The organism is Pyrobaculum islandicum DSM 4184 (assembly GCF_000015205.1).
GTDB classification, from domain to species: Archaea; Thermoproteota; Thermoprotei; order Thermoproteales; family Thermoproteaceae; genus Pyrobaculum; species Pyrobaculum islandicum.
The window spans coordinates 232,230-252,342 of sequence record NC_008701.1 but is presented as its reverse complement, the minus strand read 5'-3'; the positions used below and the strand labels follow the sequence as shown (position 1 = coordinate 252,342).

Annotated in this window: 22 protein-coding genes; 14 read left to right on the top strand and 8 right to left on the bottom strand. The window is 56.0% G+C overall.

Translation table 11 applies throughout. The annotated features are described in order from the left end of the window. Positions 1-9 precede the first annotated feature (9 nt). The 3 genes from PISL_RS01335 to PISL_RS01325 all read left to right on the top strand — a co-directional run bounded on the left by PISL_RS01335 (position 10) and on the right by PISL_RS01325 (position 1,727). On the top strand, positions 10-564 hold the full coding sequence (locus PISL_RS01335; protein WP_011762014.1) for a pyrimidine dimer DNA glycosylase/endonuclease V: 555 nt from the start codon (positions 10-12) through the stop codon (positions 562-564). 123 nt (positions 565-687) lie between these two features. Further along, a complete protein-coding gene (locus PISL_RS01330; RefSeq protein WP_011762013.1) occupies positions 688-1,239 on the top strand; it encodes a carbonic anhydrase in 552 nt (183 codons plus the stop codon). 59 nt (positions 1,240-1,298) lie between these two features. Next, positions 1,299-1,727 carry a CBS domain-containing protein gene (locus tag PISL_RS01325; protein WP_011762012.1) on the top strand — a complete coding sequence of 143 codons (429 nt, stop codon included), beginning with the start codon at positions 1,299-1,301 and terminating at the stop codon, positions 1,725-1,727. An 87-nt stretch (positions 1,728-1,814) separates the two neighbouring features. Here the strand turns inward: PISL_RS01325 and PISL_RS01320 are convergent, their stop codons facing one another. From PISL_RS01320 to ppcA, 3 genes are read right to left on the bottom strand one after another with little or no spacing between them, the layout of a single operon-like run. Further along, complete coding sequence (locus PISL_RS01320) at positions 1,815-2,225, bottom strand: CBS domain-containing protein (RefSeq protein WP_011762011.1); 411 nt, start codon at positions 2,223-2,225, stop codon at positions 1,815-1,817. Beyond that, positions 2,201-2,623: a CBS domain-containing protein gene (locus PISL_RS01315; RefSeq protein ID WP_011762010.1), complete on the bottom strand. Its 423-nt coding sequence runs from the start codon at positions 2,621-2,623 to the stop codon at positions 2,201-2,203. Before PISL_RS01315 ends, PISL_RS01320 begins: the two co-directional genes overlap by 25 nt. A gap of 2 nt (positions 2,624-2,625) precedes the next feature. Continuing rightward, entirely contained in the window at positions 2,626-4,011 is a 1,386-nt protein-coding gene (gene ppcA, locus PISL_RS01310) for a phosphoenolpyruvate carboxylase (RefSeq protein WP_011762009.1), read from the bottom strand. Between the two features lie 101 nt (positions 4,012-4,112). Here ppcA and PISL_RS01305 point away from each other — a divergent pair, with 101 nt between their 5' ends. Beyond that, positions 4,113-5,201 carry a zinc-binding dehydrogenase gene (locus tag PISL_RS01305; protein ID WP_011762008.1) on the top strand — a complete coding sequence of 363 codons (1,089 nt, stop codon included), beginning with the start codon at positions 4,113-4,115 and terminating at the stop codon, positions 5,199-5,201. A gap of 125 nt (positions 5,202-5,326) precedes the next feature. Here the strand turns inward: PISL_RS01305 and PISL_RS01300 are convergent, their stop codons facing one another. Beyond that, complete coding sequence (locus tag PISL_RS01300) at positions 5,327-7,216, bottom strand: acetate--CoA ligase (RefSeq protein ID WP_011762007.1); 1,890 nt, start codon at positions 7,214-7,216, stop codon at positions 5,327-5,329. Between the two features lies 1 nt (position 7,217). After that, positions 7,218-8,639 carry an aldehyde dehydrogenase family protein gene (locus PISL_RS01295; RefSeq protein WP_011762006.1) on the bottom strand — a complete coding sequence of 474 codons (1,422 nt, stop codon included), beginning with the start codon at positions 8,637-8,639 and terminating at the stop codon, positions 7,218-7,220. Positions 8,640-8,762: 123 nt separating this feature from the next. On the opposite strand from PISL_RS01295, the gene PISL_RS01290 reads away from it, so the two are divergent. The 4 genes from PISL_RS01290 (at position 8,763) to PISL_RS01275 (ending at position 13,743) form a co-directional block, all read left to right on the top strand. After that, a complete protein-coding gene (locus tag PISL_RS01290; RefSeq protein ID WP_011762005.1) occupies positions 8,763-10,259 on the top strand; it encodes a 4-hydroxyphenylacetate 3-hydroxylase family protein in 1,497 nt (498 codons plus the stop codon). An 83-nt stretch (positions 10,260-10,342) separates the two neighbouring features. Next, positions 10,343-12,070, top strand: a complete 1,728-nt coding sequence (locus tag PISL_RS01285) for a succinate dehydrogenase/fumarate reductase flavoprotein subunit (protein ID WP_011762004.1) — start codon at positions 10,343-10,345, stop codon at positions 12,068-12,070. Then, positions 12,070-12,372 (top strand): 2Fe-2S iron-sulfur cluster-binding protein, encoded by a 303-nt coding sequence (locus PISL_RS01280; protein WP_011762003.1) that lies wholly within the window; start codon positions 12,070-12,072, stop codon positions 12,370-12,372. The genes PISL_RS01285 and PISL_RS01280 overlap by 1 nt, the downstream gene beginning before the upstream one ends. 42 nt (positions 12,373-12,414) lie before the next feature. Next, positions 12,415-13,743: an FAD-dependent oxidoreductase gene (locus PISL_RS01275; protein WP_011762002.1), complete on the top strand. Its 1,329-nt coding sequence runs from the start codon at positions 12,415-12,417 to the stop codon at positions 13,741-13,743. On the opposite strand, the gene PISL_RS01270 is transcribed toward PISL_RS01275, so the two are convergent. After that, complete coding sequence (locus tag PISL_RS01270; RefSeq protein WP_245218415.1) at positions 13,719-14,285, bottom strand: DUF1122 family protein; 567 nt, start codon at positions 14,283-14,285, stop codon at positions 13,719-13,721. The genes PISL_RS01275 and PISL_RS01270 overlap by 25 nt on opposite strands. 205 nt (positions 14,286-14,490) lie before the next feature. Between PISL_RS01270 and PISL_RS01265 the strand changes: the two genes are divergently transcribed. The 4 genes from PISL_RS01265 (at position 14,491) to PISL_RS01245 (ending at position 17,361) form a co-directional block, all read left to right on the top strand. Beyond that, on the top strand, positions 14,491-15,741 hold the full coding sequence (locus PISL_RS01265; RefSeq protein ID WP_053240251.1) for a zinc ribbon domain-containing protein: 1,251 nt from the start codon (positions 14,491-14,493) through the stop codon (positions 15,739-15,741). A gap of 250 nt (positions 15,742-15,991) precedes the next feature. Then, entirely contained in the window at positions 15,992-16,180 is a 189-nt protein-coding gene (locus PISL_RS01255) for a hypothetical protein (protein ID WP_053240249.1), read from the top strand. Continuing rightward, positions 16,158-16,700, top strand: coding sequence for a nucleotidyltransferase (locus PISL_RS01250; RefSeq protein WP_011761998.1), 543 nt, complete (start codon positions 16,158-16,160; stop codon positions 16,698-16,700). The genes PISL_RS01255 and PISL_RS01250 overlap by 23 nt, the downstream gene beginning before the upstream one ends. A gap of 385 nt (positions 16,701-17,085) precedes the next feature. Beyond that, on the top strand, positions 17,086-17,361 hold the full coding sequence (locus PISL_RS01245) for a hypothetical protein (protein ID WP_011761997.1): 276 nt from the start codon (positions 17,086-17,088) through the stop codon (positions 17,359-17,361). A gap of 547 nt (positions 17,362-17,908) precedes the next feature. Here the strand turns inward: PISL_RS01245 and PISL_RS01235 are convergent. Together PISL_RS01235 and PISL_RS01230 are read right to left on the bottom strand one after the other, a co-directional pair. Further along, the gene (locus tag PISL_RS01235; protein ID WP_011761996.1) at positions 17,909-18,364 is read right to left on the bottom strand and encodes a type II toxin-antitoxin system VapC family toxin; all 456 of its coding nucleotides are present in this window, start codon (positions 18,362-18,364) and stop codon (positions 17,909-17,911) included. Further along, positions 18,336-18,617, bottom strand: coding sequence for an AbrB/MazE/SpoVT family DNA-binding domain-containing protein (locus PISL_RS01230; protein ID WP_053240527.1), 282 nt, complete (start codon positions 18,615-18,617; stop codon positions 18,336-18,338). Before PISL_RS01230 ends, PISL_RS01235 begins: the two co-directional genes overlap by 29 nt. Positions 18,618-18,971: 354 nt before the next feature. On the opposite strand from PISL_RS01230, the gene PISL_RS11155 reads away from it, so the two are divergent. Next, a complete protein-coding gene (locus PISL_RS11155; protein ID WP_209319999.1) occupies positions 18,972-19,130 on the top strand; it encodes a hypothetical protein in 159 nt (52 codons plus the stop codon). Between the two features lie 292 nt (positions 19,131-19,422). Then, positions 19,423-20,082 (top strand): DUF4143 domain-containing protein, encoded by a 660-nt coding sequence (locus PISL_RS01225; protein ID WP_011761994.1) that lies wholly within the window; start codon positions 19,423-19,425, stop codon positions 20,080-20,082. Positions 20,083-20,113 lie beyond the last annotated feature (31 nt).

Below are 20,113 nucleotides of genomic sequence, written 5' to 3'. Positions count from 1 at the left end.
CCCCGGCGTGTGCAGATCTTCCGCCCCTACAGAGACCACGCCAGGAGCGCCGCCTTTCTAGACGACAGGCGGCTGGGCAAACAGAGGGCCGAGGCCAAGCAAGTGATCCTCGCCATACTGAGGCGGAGGGGTTCTACGCGACGGGAGGAGAGCTGGCTGAACCACCCCATCGTATTGATGTACGACGCGGGGCCCTACATAAACGACCTGGTGGCCTACTTCCACGCCGCGGTGGAGGAGTGGAGGCGCAGGGGGCGCCGCAACTCAGTGTCTCTAGCCGACGTGCAGCACCTCATCGCCCAGCTCCCCTCGGCCCCTGGCACCCCCATAACTCACACCCACGAGGTGGAGTACAGAAGGATCCTCCTCCTCAAGGACCCTTGCCACTACCTCGGCAAGATGACGGAAGAGGAGCTAGCCGAGGTGCTGGAAACCGAGCCCACCCCTATACCCGGCGTAAACACCTGGATCTTCCAGATATGGGGCCGCTACAGGGAGTTCGTAGAGGCGCTGAAGAGAGGGCAGGTGGACTGCAGAGGCATATTCCCAAGGCGGGGGAGGTGATGCACGAGGAAGCCCCCGCACTCCACCGCCGGCAAATCCGCCTGAGGTGCGGAAAACCCGCGGCCCCCGGGGCTGAGAGGCGCCGGATAGGGCGGTGAAACTTAAAAACGTTAGAATTTTTCCATGTGCCTGCTAATTACTTGTATGGACTACCGCCTAAGCGAGGAGGTCCTCAGGAGGGTTCGCCCAGGCGACCTCGTGATTAGAACCGCCGGCGCCAACGTAAGAGGCGTGGCGAGGTCGCTCGCGGGGCTCCCGGTCCAGGAGGTGCTCTACCTACCGCACACCGACTGCGCCGCCCTAAAGCTTGTGTACTCGGCCCTATCCCAGGGTCAGCCCGCCGACCCCCAGGTGGAGGAGGCGTTGGTGTCTCAGTACAGAGGCCGCCGCCCCGCCGACCTAGAGGAGCTGGAGAGACTACACGTGGAGACGCAGGTCGCCATCCTCAGAACTCTCTTTCCCCACGCCAGAATCACCGTCGAGACAATAGACGTGTCCAAGATAAGGTGGCCCCCAAGGAAGCCCATCTACCACCTCCTCAAGCCCCAGAGCCGCTATACTCAAGACATGATCGGCGCCTATATAATACAGGCCTTTAAAATAGAGGATGTAAAGGCGGATATTAAGATAGCAGAGTTTCTAGGTCTTTCTCTTAGTCTAAACGAGTTAGTGTAAAAACTTAAATTATAATTACTTTATAAAAATATTTAAATTTGGCAAAAAGTGTAGACAGTATGAAAGCTGGAGATCTTGCAAAAAGACCTCCCGTCATTTTAATAAACAAGGCGTCTATTAGAGATGCGGCGAGAGTTATGGCAGAGAAAAACGTAGGGCTAGTCGTGATTGTAGACCCTCTGGATTATTCACATATAATCGGCGTTGTTAGCGAACGAGATATAGTCAAAGCCGTGGCTTTAAATATCAATCCCTTAGAGCCAGTAGAGAAGATCATGTCTACTCCTGTAATTACAGCAGACGTCGAAGAGCCTATCCAAAACGTCGCTAGAAAAATGCGAGTTTTCAACGTGAGACATATAGTAGTAACTAAAGAAGGGCGGCTGTACGGAGTGATATCAATTAGAGATCTGATTAGAGAGCGGGAGGTTTTAAAAAGTCTAGCAGAGTACGAAGAGCCTGTTGAAATTTTTCCGTCTGGCGACTAACCGTCTTGTTTTCTATAGAATCCAGCGTGTTTAAATATTTCGTTTTATTTGTACAAGACTAGCCACTTCCCTACGTCTCTTTGCTTTTCATCTGTGTAATAACTCTTTGCCATATAGTGCTTTCAGCACATCTCTTATAGATATCACGCCCCTCAACCTTCCGACGTTGTCGACAACGACGAGATGTCTAATGTTATACATAAGCATAAGCTCGGCGGCTTTTTCCACAGTTTCGTTTTCGTCTATCGTAATTAGTCTATTTGTAGCAAAGGCCTCTACTGGCGTGGAGAGGGGCATGTGCATACTTACTGCTTTTACAATATCGCGCTCTGTGATAATCCCCACAGGCTTCTTGGGGTCTTGCGGACTGATTACTACTACAGCGCCTATGTTGTTCTCTGCCATTTTTTCTGCAACACCCACTAATGTTTCTGTTGGCAACGCAACTATTGGCTCTCGTCTTATTAATTCAATTACTCTTCTGGCGGAGGCCACCATATCTTATCGCCAATAGCTTTTAACGCGCGGTCTTCTACGATGTCTCTTATTGACAACACGCCGGCTATAGTGCCATCTTCGTTAACAACAATTATGTGGCGTATTCCACGGCTTCGCATAGCTTTAACCGCCGTGTATATATCGTCGTCTTTTCTCACAGTAAGTAAATTTCCAATGGTCCCAACCTCTTCTACTGGGGTATTTAAGGACTTCCCAGCTGCCAGAGCTCTTATTACATCACGTTCAGACAAAACGCCTATAGGCCTCCTAGATTGGTCGACAATAACTACGAGACCTATATTGTTCCGGGCCATAATCTCTACGGCCTCTTTCAGAGTAGTCCCAGGGGGGACCGTTATAGGCTCTCGCTTGATGTAATATTTTACTCTATCGCCCATATCTAGCCTAGAAATTTCCTATATTTACCCATTGCCAAGATATTTGACTCATTGCGATTCATTCTAAGAAGCGAGAGATAGGTGCCGTTGGCCCTGAGGTTTATCCCGAGGTAATCAAGCATTTCATTTACTACTTTTACAAAATCTTCAGACGTATATCTAGACGCCACTTGTGGGTCGTAAAATTGAGCGTCATATTCCCACTCTCTTCTTAACGACGGAAGTGCTTTGAGAACTAGATCTAATTTATCAGATTTAGCAAGTTCTACGACAGTTGGCGCGTCTAGAAATGTCGGGGGTAGACCCATGGCGTACCAAGCAGATGTATAGACGATAGCCCTCGGCATATTTACAACTCTATCTTCTGCAGTGATATTTCTGCCATATACGGTCCAACTTATTCTATCTCTAGTCCCAGGGATTAGCCTCGCCATCTGTACGATTCTGTCTGCAAATTTTACAACAACAGACTTATATGTAGATGATGCCTTTGTAATTATCTCCTCTAGCTCGGGGAGGTTTATCTCTCTACTCGGAAGACAACACGCATTTAGTATAGTCTCTCTCACCTTGATGTATTCATCATATGACGTGTCGTATCTCACAGCAGATTGAACAGTGACTGTGTAATATCCTACGTACTGTATAGTTTCTAGGTGTGAAAGAGATGGGTTGTTTATCCCGCCTCTAAAAGGCGGAGATCCCATGCCTAAGATGGGGTAGATCTTTATCCCTAGCGATTTTTCAACACTTCTCATTTTTGAAAGTGTTGCCACTATAGCTAGTGCAGAAGCTAAATGGCCGTGTCTAACGGCAGAGTCCGACTTCCCGAGGAAAAGCCTTATATACTGCGGCTGTTGCGCCATTTGTTTTAACAAGCCGCTGATTAGCTCATCTGCCTTAAGTTGTGCAATTGCGTCTTCTATCAACGGTATGAGCTCGGGGGGCTCTAGCTTTACCCCAGTTTCTTTTATATAAGCTTCTGTCTTATGTAGCAACATCCTATAAACCAGCCCGAGAGTCTCGATATCCGTTACCATTGGCAGAACTATCCATCTAATTGCTTGTCTACCCATAAGTTTTACAGAGAAGTAGTTGGCAAGTATCGCCGCCTCGAGGGTAAGCATCGATCTTTCAAATTCCTCCAGCCGTGGATTTGGCATACGTGGAGTTAAGAAGAACTTCTCGCCGAGTGGAAGGCCGGCCTCATACGCCTTTACAGTAATATCCTTAGGCTGTGAATAGGGGGTGGTCTTCCCCTCGTAGTCTATCATAACTTCGTCGCATCCATATGCGGTATATGCCACAAGTGCTTCGTCAACTTCTTCATTTGCTGTTACTTTAACTGTAGCATCTGGATGTTGTGTACACATTAGGCGGGGGATCATTATCTGCCCGACTAGCCTAGTTTATAAGTGTTTACCTAATATATACATCTATATTTATAATTTAAATTGTAAAAATTTTAAAACTAAATAAACTGCGCATTATGAAGGCGGCGGTATTGTTTCAATACAACACTCCGTTGGTAATAGAGGATATAGACATAGAAAAGCCAAAAGAGGGAGAGGTTCTAGTTAGGATAAAGTCGGCAGGTGTTTGTCACAGCGACCTCTACGTGCTAGAGGGGGCCACCCCCGTGCCCACCCCGGTGGTCTCCGGCCACGAGGCCGTGGGCGTGGTGGAGGAGGTGGGGCCGGGGGTGAAAAACTTGCAGCCGGGCGACTGGGTGGTGACGAGCTTCGTCTGGCCCTGCGGCCGCTGTAGAAACTGCGTAAGGGGGAGGGAGAACCTCTGCGAGACCTTTGCCCAGGTTAGGCTAAAGGGGACGCTTCTAGACGGCACTACAAGACTTAGGAAGAGGAGCGGCGAGGAGGTGAGGGCGTTTCTCGGCGGCACATGGGCCGAGGCGTCGGTGGTGCCCGCCACAGCGGTGGCTAAGCTCCCCGAGGGGCTTAGGGGGAGGCAGGAGCTCGCCATGTTGGGCTGCGCCTTTTTGACGGCGTACGGCGCCGTGGTGAACTCCGGCTCAGTCTCTCCCGGCGACACCGTTGTGGTGGTGGGGACAGGGGGCGTGGGGCTCTCGGCGGTGCAGGTGGCCAAGGCCGTGGGGGCGAGGGTCATCGCCGTAGGCCGCAACCCCGACAAGCTGAAGGTGGCGGCGGAGCTGGGGGCGGAGGTGGTGAACACGAGGGAGGGAGACCCGGTCAAGGCCGTGAGAGATTTGACGGAGGGCAGGGGGGCAGACGTCGTGGTGGAGGCCGTCGGCAACGACGACACGATACAGATGGCCGTGGACATGGCCGCGCTCGGCGGGAGGGTGGTGCTGGTGGGCCTCATGCCGGTTGGCCACAAGACCCCCCTGGGCCTCGCCAGGGTGGTGCGTGGGGGGATCCAGATAGTGGGGAGCTACGGCGCTAGGCCGAGGGTAGATCTGCCGGCGGTTGTGGACATGGTGAAGAGGGGTCTTCTAAAGCCGGAGAAACTGGCCGGCCCCACCTATAGACTGGAGGAGATAAACCAGGCGGTTGAGGCGTTGAGAAGCGGCAAAGCCATAAGGCCTCTAGTCGTACCCTAACGCTTCCCCCCCCCCCCCCCCCAGGCCGGTCCCCCTGGGGCCTACCCTGTTTAACGACCTAGAAACAGGTTGGGAAAGGCATACACGTATTTTCAAAAATTCGTGTTAAAGACGTTTGGCGGGGTTTAGCTGAGTTTTTTCCTTAGCTCCTCAAGGGCCTCCTCGTCTTCTAGGGTGCTTAGGTCGCCCACGGGTTGCCCGGTGGCCATAGCCCTCAGCACTCTCCTCATGACCTTGCCTGTCCTGGTCTTGGGGAGCTTATCCAGTATCACGACTTTTCCAACTACGGCGACGGGGCCAAGGGAGTTCCTGAGGTGTTTAACCACCTCCTCTTCCGTGATTTTCATGCCTTGTTTGGGCACCACGAAGACCCCCAGCACCTCGCCTCTGACTTCATCTGGCACGCCCACCACGGCGGCCTCGGCGACGGCGGGGTGACTGGTGAGTATGTCCTCCACCTCCCTGGTGGAGAGCCTGTGGCCGGCCACCTTTATCACGTCGTCGGAGCGGCCCATTATGTGGAGGTGCCCGTCTTGGTCTATGTAGCCGAGGTCGCCAGTGTAGTAGTAGCCGGGGAAGCGGGACCAATAGGACTTGACGTATCTCTCCGGGTCGCGCCACAGCGTGTGTAAGAAGGCGGGGGGCAGCGGCGGCTTGGCCACCACGTGTCCCTTGGCGCCGGGCGGAAGCGGCTTCCCGTCGTCGTCTAGGATCTGTAGGTTAAGGGTGGGGTAGGGCATGCCCACCGAGCCGTATTTGTAGCGGAAGCCGCCTAGGTTCATGGAGCCGGGGGCTGTGACGAAGCAAGCGGTCTCGGTCTGGCCCCATATGTCGGCTATCTGGCAGTCGGACCTCCCCCTACATATCTCCCGCCTCATCCAGTTGTATGCCTCTTCGTTGAGGACCTCGCCGGTGGAGTAGAGGGCCATTAGGCTGTCTAGCTTGTACCTCCTAGGCCACTCGTCGCCGTATTTCATCAACAGCCTGATGGCCGTGGGGGAGAACAACATGTGTGTGACCTTGTAGGTGTCGGCGATTTCCCACCAGATGCCGGGGTGGGGGTAGTCGGGGGCGTCCTCGTACCATAGCACGGTCAGGCCGTTGAGGAGGGGGCCGTGGACGCCGTAGTGGTGGCCGGAGATCCAGCCTATGTCGGCTGTGGAGAAGAAGACTATGTCCTCTCTGAACTCCCTCTCGGCTCCGGTGAGGTGGTTGAAGGCGTACCATACCCACACCATATACTGGCCGTGTAAGTGGAGTATGCCCTTCGGCTTGCCGGTTGTGCCTGATGTGTACAGTATGAAGAGCGGCGCCTCCCCGGGCACCCACTCGGGCTCTATGTAGGTGTTTGGGGGGATCTTGGCTATCTCCTCTTGCCACCAGAGGTCTCTGCCCTGCTTCATGGGGACCTCGACCCCCGTGTGTTTGTACACCACCGTGAATATGTCGTTGCCCACAATCTTCAGCGCCTCGTCTACGGTGGGCTTCAGGGGGATCACCCTGCCGCGTCTCCTCATGCCGTCTGCCGTAATCACCACCTTGGCCTCGGCGTCTTTTATCCTCTCGGCGAGCGCCTGGGGGCCGAAGCCTGAGAAGATCACTGTGTGCACCGCCCCAATTCTGTTCACGGCCAACATCGCCACCATGGCCTCGGGTATCATCGGCATGTATATCGCCACTCTGTCGCCCCGCTCTACGCCGAGGCTCTTCAAAAACACGGCAAAACGATTGACCTCTCTGTAGAGGTCCCAGTACCTGAGCACCCTGGTGGCGCCGTCCGCCGAGACCCAGATCAACGCCGCCTTGTTGGCCCTCCCGCCTTTAACGTGCCTATCTAGGGCGTTGTAGGAGATGTTGGTCTTGCCGCCTACGAACCACCTGTAGAAGGGGGGGTTGGAGTCGTCGTAGGTCTTCTTCCACCTCTCCCTCCAGTACAGTCTCTCCGCCTGCTTCTCCCAGAAGCCGATGGGGTCCTCCAGCGACTTCTTGTATACCTCTATGAACTCCGCGGACATATCAAAGCCCGAAGACGAGGAACTTGGGCTCTGTGTAGTAGATCATGGTCGACCTCACGCCCTCTCTCCAGCCGAAGCCCGACATCTTAACGCCGCCGTAAGGAAGAGCGTCGAACCTCACCCTGGTGCTGTCGTTTATCATGACCGCCCCCGCCTTTATGGCTCTCGCCACCCTAAGCGCCTTCCTGTAGTCCGAGGTGAAGACAGCAGACTGTAGGCCGTACTGGGTGGCGTTGGCGAGGCGGACGGCCTCCTCCTCCCCCTCGAAGGGCACCACGGGCAGAACCGGCCCGAAGACCTCCTCCCTAAGCGCCTTAGCCTCGGCGTCGCCGTCGAAGAGGAGGACGGTGGGCTCGTAGAAGTAGCCCCTCCTGTTCATCCTCCTGCCCCCCGCCGCCAGTTTGGCGCCTTTCTCGAGGGCGTCTTTCACTACGCTGTCCATGGCCCTCACCATCTTTTCGGAGATGAGGGGACCCATGTCTGTGCTGTAGTCCATGGGGTCGCCTACTCTTATGGCTTTCACATAGCCGAGGAGGAGCTCTACGAACTTGGGGTAGACCTCCCGCTCCACGAAAACCCTCTTGGTGGCGTTGCAGTTCTGGCCCGCGTTTTCGTACCGGGCTCTGGCGATGATCTTAGCCGCGGCGTCTAAATCGGCGTCTTTAAACACCACGGCCGGGTCGGAACCTCCGGGTGCTATCATGAACTTCTTCCCCCTGGAGGCGGCCTTAGCTGCCACTTGTAGCCCCACCGCGGTGCTGCCGGTGAAGTTTATCCCAGCGACCTTGTCGCTCTGGATAAGCTCATCGAAGATCTCCTCCCCGCTGCCTACAACTACGTTTACCACGCCCTCGGGCACCCCAGCCCTCTTCATAATCTCCAGGAATTTAAGGGCGGTGAGGGGGGTGTAGGAGGAAGGCTTCACGACGACTGTGTTCCCCGCCGCGATGACGGGGGCCACCTTGTGGGCGAAAGTGGAGACGGGGTTGTTGTAGCTGAGGGCCCCCCCGACGACGCCCACGGGCTCTCTCACGGCCACCACGAGTCTGTTTTCGTTGCCGATAGGGTACTCGTAGGCGTCTACCCTGGGGACCGACCCCTCTAGGATCAGCTTGGCCTCTTCCGCGCTGGAGCGGAAGATTTCTATTGCCCTCGTGATCTCCGCCTCGGCGTCTTTAATGGGCTTCCCGGACTCCGCCACCAGGGTCTTGAGGAGGTCCTCCCTGGCGGTCTCGGCAAGCTCGGCGGTCTTCAGCAAGACGCGGGTCCTCTTCCTCAGCGGTAGGGCCGACCAGCTGGCGAAGGCGTCCCACGCCGCATCTATGGCCCTTCTCACGTCTTCTCTCGTAGCTTTGGGAAGCTCGGCGATTACCTCCTCTGTAGCTGGATTAACTATAACAATTAAATCTTTTACATCTTTCATCACAGTTTCTTTCCATAGTCTTTTAATAATTTTTCTGATATAATATAAATGTGAAAATTTTTATAATTATTTAATATTATAAAGTTTCTTAGAAACTTTATATATGGCTCTTGCCGCAATGGCATGGGGCTACGTACAGGGGAACAATACGTCGAAGGTCTTCGAAATAGGAGACATGTAAAGGTATATGTTATGGGCAAGAGAGTTGAAGACGTGACAACAAATCTCTTTCTAAAGCCGTCTCTCCTCTCCTTTAAGGCTACCTTCGATGCCGCATTCCAGGAGGACACCCGCGACTTGGCCAGGGCCTACAGCCCCTTTATAAACGAGGAGATAAACAGGTTTGTACACATACACCAGGGCCCCCAAGACCTTGTGGCTAAGGTCAAGTTGCTCAGAGCCCTCAGCCACAAGACTGGGACATGCTTCCAGAGGTGCGTCGGGTGGGACGCGTTAAATACGCTATACATAATCACTGGGAAGATGGCCGAGAAGGGTAAGCCGATTTACAGAGAGCGCTTCTTTCAATATTTAGAGGAGGTTCAAAGACGGGACCTTGCGCTGGCCGGGGCTATGACAGACGCGAGAGGCGTGAGGTCTCTGAGACCCCACGAGCAACCTAACCCAGACGCCTACGTCAGAGTGGTGGAGGAGAGAGACGACGGCATAATCGTCAGAGGGGCGAAGGCCAACATCACCGGCGTAGCCCTAGTCGACGAGGTGATCGTGATGCCCACCAGGGCTATGACTGAGAAGGATGCCCCCTACGCTGTGGCCTTCGCCGTGCCGCTGGACAGCCCCGGCGTCACGGTCGTAGTGGGTAGGCAGATAAACGACGTGAGGAAGGCCGAGGGCGACATCGACGGGTTGCCGTATATGTCCCACCACGAGGGCCTCATAATATTCGAGGACGTGTTCGTGCCCTGGGACCGGGTCTTCCTCTACCAGGAGTGGCAGTGGGCGGGCCCGCTGGTGGAGGTCTTTTCCGCCTTCCACCGCCAGGGCTACGCCGGATGTAAGTCGGGGCTGGGCGACGTGATCATAGGGGCGGCCTACAACCTGGCGAAGCAGATCGGCGTCGCTGACAAGCCCAACATCGTGGATAAGTTGACCGAGATGGTGTTTCTAAACGAGAGCATGTACAGCGCCGGTCTCGCCGCCAGCTGGGAGGGGAAGAAGCTACTGAAAGACGGTGGCTGGTGGGTAAACCCGATGTATGCCAACGTCACGAAACACTTGGTGTCTAGGTTCCCTTATGAAATAGCAAGGCTAGCACATGACATTGCAGGCGGCATAATCGGGACGGCGCCTAGCGAGTTCGACCTCAAGAATTCCGAGATTAAACACCTCGTTGAAAAATACCTCCAGGGCGTGCCGGAGTTCACGGCAGAGGATAGGCTTAGGATGCTCAGACTACTGGAGAACGTAAGTATCAGTGTGGGCTTCCTCATAGAGTCAGTCCACGGCGCAGGGTCTCCCGCGGCGCAGAAGATAGTCTTCTCAAGGTTATATGACTTCCAAGGAGCCGAGACGATAGCAAGGAGACTAGCTAGAATGAGGGGTCCCGAGCCACCAGGGGCGTCCGAACTGCATAGGAAGTCTGAGATAGAAAAGTTATAAAAACTAGATTATAGAAAATTAACATTTTCTTCATTTTTTGTAATTATAAAAAATCGATTTAAACCATAAAAATAAGCATATGTATGGATTTACTTATATATGACGTAGTGGTAATAGGCAGCGGCCTAGCTGGACTGAGAGCAGCAGTTGCCGCAGCCCTCCGGGGGGTCTCGGTGGCCGTGGTCACCAAGACCTCGGGCCCCCGGTCCCACAGCATCTCCGCCGAGGGCGGGATGGCAGCGGTGGTACACCCGGAGAAGACCGGCGACAGCCCGGAGCTCCACGCCTATGACACCGTGAAGGGCGGGGACTTCCTGGTAGATCAAGAGGCGGCTATAGTGCTGGCGAGGGAGGCCCCCGCCGAGGTTAAGTTCCTGGACTCCATCGGGGTGCCCTGGAGCAGAGACCCCGATGGAACCTACAGTCTGAGGATGTTCGGCGGTATGTCTAAGCCTAGGACAGTCTTTGCAAAGGATAGGACAGGATTCTACATAATGACAGCGCTGTATAGATATGCCAAGTCTTTCCACAATATCCATTTTTACGAAGAGTACTTTGTCACGACGCTAGTGGTGAAAAACGACGTCTTCTACGGCCTGGTGGCGTTAGACATGAGGAGGGGAGAGCTGGTGGGGTTTGTGGCCAAGGCCGGCGTCATCGCGGCAGGGGGCGCGGGGAGACTCTACCGTATGACCACCATGGGGTGGCTAAACACGGGCGAGGTTCTGGGCTACGCGCTTAAGGCAGGCGCGGCGCTGAGAGATATGGAGTTTGTCCAGTGGCACCCCACGGCGCTGGTCCCAAGCGGCATATTGATAAGCGAGGCCGCCAGGGCCGAGGGGGGCTACCTCGTGAATAGACACGGCGAGAGGTTCATGAAGAGGTACGCCCCCGAGAAGATGGAGCTGGCGCCGAGGGACGTAGTGTCTAGGGCAATAATCACCGAGTGCATGGAGGGTAGGGGGTTCCTCCACGAGTCGGGCCTCTGCTACGTAGGTCTCGACGTTAGGCACATAGATAGGAAGAGACTAGAGGAGAGGCTACCCCTCCTCCTGGAGCTCTCTAAGACCTATGCCGGGGTTGATCCAACCACGGAGTTGATACCCGTGAGGCCGGCCGTCCACTACTTCATGGGCGGAATATATACAGACGTCCGGGGGAGGGTGCTGAACCACAGGGGTGAGTGGATCCGGGGTCTCTGGGCGGCTGGGGAAGCCGCCTCTACCGGCGTACACGGGGCTAACAGACTGGGCTCCAACTCCCTAACTGAGTGCGCCGTCTGGGGGAGGATTGTGGGAGAAGAGGCGGCTGTCTACGCAATGGGGAGGCCGGCCCTCAGCACTACTGTCGTAAGACTAGAGATACAGAAGGAGGAAGAGCGAATAGCGAAGCTCATAAAAAATGAACACGGGGGTATGACTCCGCTTAGCTTAAGAGCTAAGCTACAAGACCTCATGGAGAGGGGAGCTGGCATAGTTAGACACGGTAGCGTTACCTCTGAGGCTCTACGAAGACTTAATAAGCTGTTTGATATGTTAAAAGAGGTAAGGATTACAGACGGGGGGAGGATTTACAATATGGAATTGAGAGAAGTACTTGAGCTATACGGCATGTTATACGCCGCCCAGGCCGTGCTGACAGGCGCCCTTTTGAGACGAGAGTCTAGAGGAGCTCACTACCGTCTAGATTTCCCTAGGCGCGATGACGACTGGCTTGTACACACTGTGTACTATCTATATGGCGACACTTTGCACGTCTCAACGACAAAAGTGGAAATCACCAGATGGATGCCGGAGACAAGGAGATATTGATGAGGGTCAAGGTGCACGTCAAGAGGGGGAGGAATGGGGCACAATATTACCAGAGCTACATAGTGGAGATATCTGAAAATATCACAATACTTGACCTCTTGTTATTAATTAGAGAAAAACTGGACGGTACTCTCTCCATGAGATATGCATGTCGCATGGGAGTCTGTGGCGCGTGTGCTATGGTAATCAACGGCGTTCCGAGACTTGCCTGTACTGTTAAAATATCTGATTTAAAGACAGACGAAATTTTCATAGAACCTCTCAAAGGAAAAAAAGTAATTAAAGATTTAGTTACTGAATAATCATGTTAAAAAAGTTAAAATAGGAATATACATATGTAAGTCATGAAAACTATGGTTGTTATTGGCGGCGGTACGGCAGGAGCTACCGCCGCCTCTAGGGCCAAGAGGCTGTGTCCTCAATGTCGAGTAATACTCATAGAGGCCTCTAGATATATAACACACGCCCCTTGCGCTATTCCATATGCCATTGGAGACCTTACCCAAGGAGAGATTTGGCTATACAGCGAGGAGGAGTTCGAAAGCGAGAGGGGAGTGGAGGTGTACACAGAGACCCGAGCCGTGGACGTGTTGGGAGATAGAGTATATCTTGAGGGGAAGTTAGAAGGGGTTCTCAAGTTCGATACGTTAGTTATAGCCACAGGGGCCCGACCGGCGGTGCCCGAGGTGGAGGGGGTGGAGCTGGAGGGGGTTCTGCCGGTGAGGGGGGTGGAGGTGGTGGATAAGGCGAAGAGGCTCCTCCAGGGGGCTAGAGACGTGGCGGTGGTTGGGGCGGGCTACATCGGGGTGGAGATGGCCGACGTCTTGGCCCAGATGGGCAAAAGGGTGGTGCTCATAGACGGGAGCCCCAGGCCTCTGGCCAAGTCGCTTGATCCGGACATGTCCGCGGTGGTGGCTCGATACATGGGGGAGAGGGTGGAGCTGAGGCTGGGGGAGAGGCTTGTGAAAATCGGGGGTGAGGGGGGCAGGGCTAGGTACGTGGAGACCGACGGTGGCCGCTACCCCGCCGACGTTGTGTTCCTCGCCACGGGGGTGAGGCCCAACGTCGACCTCGCCCTGAGGGCCGGCGCGAGGCTGGGCCAGACGGGTGCTGTGGAGGTAAACGAATACATGGAGACGGCGGCGCCCGCCGTCTATGCCGCAGGCGACGTGGCCGAGGCGAGACACGCGGTGACGGGGGAGCCGGTGTGGATACCGCTGGCCATCTACGCCAACAAGATGGGGTACGTCGCTGGGACAAACGCCGGTTTGGGGAGGAGGGCCATCTCCTTCCCGCCGGTGGCCGGCGCCTCGGTGACCAAGTTCCTCGACATGTACATAGGATCCACCGGGCTCACCGAGGAGGAGGCAAGGAGGAGGGGTATCTACGGCAGCTCTATCTCTATTTCCGCGACAGACAAGGCGAGGTACATGAAGGGCGCCGTAGACGTCACCCTAAAGGCCGTGGTGGATAGGGAGGGCAGGCTGGTGGGGATGCAGATAGTGGGCCGGACCCCCTCGGTGGGCGGCCTGGTGGACTTAGCCACCCAGTTCCTGGGGAGGCCCGTGGAGGATATGTTCAAGGCCGAGTACTCATACATGCCCTTCACCGCCTCGCCCTGGCACCCCTTCACCATAATCGCAAGGCTCTACCTCAGGGAGAGGCTTAGGTAGCCTAACGGCCCGGAGCTTGGGGGTGCCCTCCAACGGTACCAATCCCTCACTACCCTGAAGCCGCAACTCTCCAGGAGCCGCCTCATCCTGCTCTCGCCCGGGGGTACGCCGGTTGCCAGCTGGCGGGCGGTCTTTCCATCGTCCAGGTACTCCACATAGAGCAGGTCCTCCGCCTCCATGTACTTGGCGAATAGGCGGTACAGCTCCGCCTCTACCGGCGTACCCAAGACCCGCAGGTTGAAGAGCTCCGCCCAGGGCCCGTAGGGCAACCTCCCGAAGAAGACCTCGGCATAGGCCACCACCTCGCCGCCCCTTATCACAATGGTGTTTACCTTCTCAGCTAGCTCTCCCCGCGGTTTTGCCGTCCCACCGGTACTTGCCGAGGACGGCGTCGTCAAGCCGTCTTTGCCGACGACAACTTCCGACTTCACGACCTCGTCGGCGGAGACGTCGTAATACGTATCCACGCCGCCGCCCGCGTCGACTATAGGAGACTCAAACGCAATTAACGCGTTGTCCGAAAGCCCCTCCTCCTTCCGCAAAGTTTCGATTAACTTTACAAACTGTTTCACAGTGGGGTATTGGGTTTGGCCCATGTCCACACGTGGCGCGTAGGGGAAAAGTTAGAAGCGTCCTTTCTACTCCCTCGGTTCACCTGCCTGACAGCGGCGCTGTCAGGCAGGTGTGTCGAAAGAGCTGAAAGAGAGTTTCTTTAACTAGTTTTTCTCTCCTACGCCTTGTATGCACATGAACCAAGTCTACAGAGTACTGAAGATCAAAATCCCGTGGCGTCTCGTCGAAGAGCGACCGGACGTCCTAGACCTAGTGACGAGGATGCACTTGGCCGTTGAAGAGTACGCCAAAACATTGCTCAAAGAAATCACGGGGCAAGGGGAGCCGAAGCTGACGACAGAGGAGATAGACCGCTTGCTTACTCCCGACAGGAGGGAGTTGGCTGTCAAGATAATAGATGTGGCGTTCCCCAAATACGGGTTGGGGAGGTACTTCGTAAAGCAAGCTAAGATGTTTTGGCGCGAGACGGCATTTTGGCGAGCGGTTCCCCTTGACGCCCAACTTAGGATCGAGAACGAGAGGGACGCGGGCAGAGCCGTCTTCGTCGGCCTAAAGAGCGGCGTCCTCAGAGTACGGAAAACCGGCATACCGCCTTTCGCCGTCGAGCTGAAGAAGGGCAACGTTGCTTGGATAAGAGAGAGACTACAAGAGGGCGCCAGACTCAAACTGGCGTTTTTGGGCATAGAAAGGCTGAAGGGCAAGAAGGAGCCGACCTACGGAAAGCTCTACATAGCGCTCGTCTTTGCCCGCAAAGTTCAACAAGTGGAACCAAAGGCCGTTGTTGCCGTTGATGTGAACAGATTGGATCATGGAGTCATGATGGGTCTCCTCGTGGACGGAAAGCTGAGACAGACATTGAGACTTCTAGACGAAGACGCGGTGAGAGAGCTGAGGAGACTCCACGAGGAGATAAGCCGTCTCGACGAGCAAGCCGCTAGGGAGGCGGACCCCGCCAGAAGGAGACGTCTCGAGGAGAGGGCGCGTCACCTTAAATCCAGACGGTTTAGGAAGATAAGAGGTGTCGTTAAAGACATCGTTGGCGAAATCATAAAATTAGCAAGGGAACACCAAGCCGCAATCGTGGTGGACACAATGGAAGACGAAACATATCGAGAGCTCAAGGAGGGCAACTGGAGTGGAGAGAAGAAACACCTCCTAGACGGGTTGGGCCAGCTGAGGAGACGCTTGCAAACGCTTGCACGGTGGTATGGATTGCCTTACCTTGAGGAAAGACTGTACTCGACCGTCTGCCCCCGCTGTGGCGCGAAGATGGAAGAGTTGAATAACAGGCGGATGCAATGCCCCGTCTGCGGCTTCAACGACAACAGAGACAACGTGCCACTGATATGGGCTAAAAAGCGTTACTGGGAGCTACTCCAGAAACAACCCGCTTTTTCGGCGACCACCACACTTTTAACCTCGTAACTAATTCTTCCGCATGAACCAACCGGCCCTGGGGCACCGGCCGATTGCTACATCCAGCGAGCCCGTACGCCCGGGCACGGCCGGGCCCCCTCGTCTCCGCCCCGCCCACCAGGGCGTCCGGCGGGGGCGAGCCCCGAGCTCCCCCGGGGAAGGCCGGTGTAACAAAGGGGGCACAGTATATGGGCTTGAGCTCCACATGGGTGAGGATTGGTGGATGTAAAAAGTTTTAAGGCGGGGCGTAGCAGGAGACGTGGTGAGGAGGTTTCCGCCGCAGGTGGCCGAGGAGAGGCTGAAGAAGATCGTGGTAATGGCGGCTAGGGCTGGTAGAAACGTCCTGTGGCTCTCGAGGGACGTCTTCACGCTTAGGAGTTGGGAGCCGCATGTGAGGTACCGGGCGAGGTACGTAGACGGGGCCTATGTCCTCGAGGAACAGTTGTAGCTCTGCAGTGGCCTTCCTCGCCAGATTAAACGCGGAGCTTGAGAGAAGGGGCCTTGGCCGAGTTGTAATCGTAGGCGGCTTCGCCGTGGAGCTCTACAGCGGCGGAGTATATAGGACCGGAGACGTCGACTTTGTGTTAGATACGCATAACCCCCAGGCCGCTTTGGAGGTTTTCACGGCGTTGGCCAACGCGGCGGGTTGGCGGAGGGTGTCCAGAGTGTGGGAGGGGCCAAGCCCTCTTTACCTAGACCTCGTCGGTCTTGAATACTTGGGTAGGGTGAAGGAGCTGTGGGCCTGCGGCTCTAGGCTTTACGTTCAGTCGCCTGAGGACTCCGTCGTCTCAAGTCTCGCCGCCTGCGTTTTGCGGAATTCACCAGCTGACTGCGAAAGAGCGGCAGCCGTGCTCGCCGCCCAGTGGGAGCAAATCGACTGGGCCTATCTAAGGGAGAGGGCAAAGAGGGAGGAGGTCTTGGAAAAGCTCGTGGAGCTGGCGGATAAGGTGGCGCGGCTCAGAGGTTAGAGCCTGCGCGTTGGGGCTTCGGCGCGTGGGGTCGGTTTGGGTTTTCCGGAGTACGTCTATAGACGCTTCAGCGCGGCGAGGGGATATAGAAACATTATAAGTATTTATGTCCTTCTCTTGTTATGGAAAGGTTTTGAAGGATCTCGAGGAGTTCACCCAGCTGTGGAACAAGAGGATCTTCTAGAGGCCTATGTTCTACCTCCCGGCTTGGGCTGGGTTGACGACGTGTGGGCCTTGAGCATCCTCTCCCCGCAAGACTACGTCAGAGCTCCTCTTTGGGAGGCCTTGGCAAACTTGAGGAGACCTGCGGTGTCTCTGGGGTACGGGGGTAGACCAGTAGAGAAGGGCGAGCCCCTCTCCGACGACGATACTGGATGCCCTCGGCGTGGAGGCGGAGGTGGAGTGGGTCCCGGAGCCGGCCTCGCCCGAGCTACCCCACGACCTCCCCGTGGACTACATGGAGAGGTACTGGGCCGTCCTGGGGACATATGTGGAGGAGGTGGTGAGACACATGGGGCTGAAGGTCTACGACGATGCGCCCATAGCCTCCGTGGAGCTCGGCCACGTCCTCAAAAGGGAGCGCTTCTACAGGTCTAGCCTAGAGTTCATACTCTCAGCCGCCGTCACTTGGGCAAGCGCAGGCTCTACACTCGGGCGTTGACCTAGCCACCCCTCGGCGGCCTAGCGCTCTGGCAGACCTAAGGCCAAGACCCCCGTGGCGCCTCCCGCAGACCCAGCAACACACGGATCCCGGGGACCACCGGGGAAGACCCAAGCGCCTTCAGATGGGGGATACCCGCGATCTGTCAACCACGTAAAGGGGGCGGTGGGCGCCTCCTTGTTACCCTCCGCCGCCCCAGCGGCGTCAGTCCGCGCCGGTGTAAGACTTGCTGAATGCTTTACTAAACCACGCTCTCCACTAGGTTCAAAATCCCTAGCCAGCCTCACTGCCGATGTCTCTTGAGGTTGCGCTGGCCGTGCCTTCCGCCCGTCTGCCGTCTGTCTGAGCGCCGGCGTACCCCGTCCACCGGCCGGCCACCGAGGGCACCGGGATGGTTTCCCATCCAGTTGGGACATTTCCTTTTTATGTTTCCTAACTGTTTGTGATTTCTGTGCGGCGTAGATCTAGGGGTCGCGATAGGGAGGTGGGAGAGGTGCGAAGCATAGCTGACGAGGGCCGACGATGGATGTCCCTGCGGGAGATCCGCTTAGCGGAGCTCTTCGAGGAATGCCGTCCCTAGCCTACGGAGCTCATCTAGGGCGTCCCGCATCTCGGCTTCAATCTTCTTGAAGAGGGGCGTGCCCCCGATCCTCTTGGCGGTGGCTATCACGAGGCAGTCCGGGAGCGCTATCTTTAGCCTCTTTTTGAGCTCTCCGGCTAGGGTCGACGTGTGTATGTCTATGTCTAGCACATCGGCTCTTCTCGCGACCCACGTCACGAAGTTTCTAGCCTCTCCGTTGGGGTCTTCCACTCCAGCCGTGTTGTAGATCCTTGACGCGACATACAGCGTCTCGGCTAGGGTGACGGCGTTTACGTAGAGCTCTAGCTCCCCCCTTGCGGCTCTCTGAAAGATGCTTTCGACGAGGCCCCTGTAGGGGGACTTGGCGACGATGTACTCAACTAGTACGCTTGTGTCAAGTACCAACTTCTTTCCTAAGCGCATCTAGCCTTCTGTCCCACTCCTCCTTCTCCTCCTTGACAGCGTTTTCCACCTCTTCGGGGCTTACATCCACCACCCTGGGCTTGAGCGGCCTTAACACGATAGCTCCTCCCACGACCTCCGCCACGACCTCCTCGCCCTCTTTGATCCCCACCTCCTCTCTTAGAGCCTTGGGCAGGGCCACAATCCCCTTCTTATAGACCCTGAGCACAGCCCTCGACGTCCCGCGCTCTGTCACGGTAAAGTTAAACCTCATATTTATAAGTTTAACTATTGGCTTCGGATAAACTAGGGCTTTGGCCAAACCGGCTTGCTGCACCCCAGCGGCTCTGCCGTCTTTTTAACGCCGGCGTAGCGCTGGTTTTAGACTGAGCTAAGATCCGTCATACTCTTTCCGGGGTTCTCTAAACTCTGCCGTAGCCTCTGTGTGGGGGATGTACGCGATGGGCCGGCTGTCTCTGGAGGCCCCGCCGCGAGTCTGGTGGAGGTTGCTCTACGTGGGTTGTTCATTCATTGGAGGAATTTTGCTGTCGGCAAGCGGCCTCAAAGGAGCCGCCGAGTAGTCTCCGTCGTCTACAGCACGGCAGGAGCTTAAAAACAATAATTTTACGTGGAAGCGGAGGGAAGTATAGAGGAGGGCGGGCTAAAGAAAGGCGTGGGCAAGACAAGCAGAAAAGACGCCGAGGGGAAGGAAAAGAAGGACAACGTACACGTCGTAATGCGTACCGTCGCTGTCCCCAGCCCGCGGCTGAGCTGGCGTACCTCCTAAAGGAGCTTGAGGAGAAGTACAAAGAGTTCGTCGAATACGGCTTTGAGCACGGGGTGACGGGGCAGGTCTCGCTCCGTAAAGCTCTGTACGACGAGCTGAGAGAGAAGCGCCGGACCTCCCCTCCCACTACGTCTACACCACAGCGCCGTCGACCTCGACGAGGACAGATAACTTTCACAGATACCTCGGCCTACTGCTGAGACTCTTTGAGCTGTTTAGATACTTCCTCGCCGCAGGGGGCTTCCCCAACGCGGTTCGGGACTTCTTCACGAGAGGCGCCGTTTCGCAGGAGATGGCGTTTGATTTTGTCGGTAGCATCTCCAGCGATATCTACAAGCTACGGAGAAGCGAGACGTTCTTCAAGCTGACGGCCCGGGCCATAATCGAGAGGGCCTCCTCGGAGTTCAGCTTCCACACCATCTCGCATGACTACGGCGTCGGCACCGTTAAGACGGCGGTTAGCTACGTCGGCCTCCTGGAGAAGCTCCACCTGCTGAAGACCGTCGAAGCCGTGGATCCAAACACGGGCCTCCCCATGCCCAGAAAGCTGAGGAAGTTCTACCTCCTAGACCCCTTCATATACCACTCATTCTCCAAGTGGGTAGGCGCCGTCCCGCCGGACGAGGCGAAAATGGCGGAGGCCGCCGTGGCGGCCCACTTGGCTCGCCTCTACAAGCTCTACTACCTGAAGCTCAACGGCGAGGTCGACCTAGTGGCGGAGGTAGACGGAGAGCTCTGGAGTGTCGAGGTTAAATACGGCAGAGTAAGAAAAGGCGGCAGAAGAGCCGTCGGCAGGGTCAAGAGGTTCATATATACGTCAGCAGAGACGAAGCCGGCGACGCCGTCATTCCAGCCCCTACTCCTGGCGATTTTGAAAACCCCCACGCCGTCGAGATCGGAACGGCGTAATCCCCAGCTAACGTCGCGCGAGATGACCCCCTCCCCGCCCTAAAGGGCGGGGTTTCCACCGTGGGGGTCTCGCC